This is a genomic window from Dietzia sp. SYD-A1 (assembly GCF_015356725.1).
Classification (GTDB): Bacteria; Actinomycetota; Actinomycetes; order Mycobacteriales; family Mycobacteriaceae; genus Dietzia.
This window is the reverse complement of the sequence record NZ_JADDKI010000385.1, coordinates 1-1,377: the sequence shown is the minus strand read 5'-3', so window position 1 is coordinate 1,377 and position 1,377 is coordinate 1. Positions and strand designations below refer to the sequence as shown.

Annotated in this window: 2 protein-coding genes and 1 pseudogene; all 3 read left to right on the top strand. The window is 69.1% G+C overall.

Annotated elements, in window-relative coordinates:
* Window positions 1-320 precede the first annotated feature (320 nt).
* Window positions 321-626, top strand: coding sequence for a 50S ribosomal protein L21 (rplU, locus tag IY392_RS14200; RefSeq protein ID WP_017835684.1), 306 nt, complete (start codon window positions 321-323; stop codon window positions 624-626).
* 67 nt (window positions 627-693) lie between these two features.
* Window positions 694-957, top strand: coding sequence for a 50S ribosomal protein L27 (gene rpmA / locus IY392_RS14195; protein ID WP_017835683.1), 264 nt, complete (start codon window positions 694-696; stop codon window positions 955-957).
* 141 nt (window positions 958-1,098) lie between these two features.
* A pseudogene (obgE, locus tag IY392_RS14190) lies at window positions 1,099-1,377 on the top strand (GTPase ObgE); the annotation flags it as partial.

Genomic DNA, 1,377 nt, shown 5'->3' with positions numbered 1-1,377 from the left:
CGCGGTCGCCGAGCCGCGCCGGCGTCCGACACGTCGACGCGCGACGCGGACCACGACCGCTCCCGAGGGGGGCGATCGATAGAGGTCTCGGGCCCGGAGGCGCTGCCGGTTTGACCTGCTGCGCCGCCGGGCCGTAACCTTGACAAGTCGCTCGTGGCGGCGCTATGTCGTCGCGCGAGAAGTCGCGGGCCGGGCCTTCCGAGGCCCCGGGGCCGGCGATCCCGGCCGACGAGAGTCGGTCGGTCAGAGAGAACACCGCACAGTAGTCGTGGTCGTCCCCAGCGGCGGTCACACACCCGAGAAGCAAGGGGAAGCCCTCGATGTACGCGATCGTCAAGACCGGCGGCAAGCAGTACAAGGTCGCCGAAGGGGACCATGTCAAGGTCGAGAAGATCGAGGGTGAGGCCGGCACCTCCGTGTCCCTGTCCCCGATCCTCGTGGTCGACGGCTCGACCGTCACCTCCGCTGCCGACGCCCTGGCCAAGGTCTCCGTCTCCGGTGAGATCGTGGAGCAGACCAAGGGTCCGAAGATCCGGATCCACAAGTTCAAGAACAAGACCGGATACCACAAGCGTCAGGGTCACCGTCAGAAGCTGACGGTGCTCAAGATCACCGGTATCAAGTAATCCATCACGGCCGCCAAGGCCACCAGCTCAGCGCCCTCGGGCGTCTTCCCTGAAGGAGGGTTCGGACATGGCAAGTAAGAAGGGCGCATCCAGCACCCGTAACGGTCGTGACTCCAACGCGCAGCGCCTCGGCGTCAAGCGCTTCGGTGGCCAGGAGGTCAACGCCGGCGAGATCCTGATCCGCCAGCGTGGCACCAAGTTCCACCCGGGCGTGGGCGTCGGCCGTGGCGGCGACGACACGCTGTTCGCTCTGGCCGCCGGCGCGGTGGAGTTCGGGACCAAGCGTGGTCGCAAGACCGTCAACATCGTCCCGGTCGGCGTCGAGGGCTGACCCGGCAACGCTGACGAGAAGTCGCCCTCGGGGGCCGGGCGGGGTCAGACGACCCCACGCCCGGCCCCCGAGGGCATTTCCACCCCGGTCGTCGAGTCCCACCACCACCCATCACCCACCAGCAGCAGGAGGAGTCCGCCCATGTCGAGATTCGTCGACCGTGTAGTGCTCCACCTCGCGGCGGGGGACGGCGGCCGCGGCTGCACGTCCGTGCACCGGGAGAAGTTCAAACCGCTCGGTGGGCCTGACGGGGGCAACGGCGGTAGCGGCGGCGACGTCGTGCTGGTGGTGGACCCGCAGGTCCACACCCTGCTCGATTTCCACTTCCGTCCCCACGCCCGGGCGGGCAAGGGGCAGCCCGGCATGGGGGCCAACCGCAACGGCGCCCGCGGTGAGGACCTCGTCCTCGCGGTCCCGGGC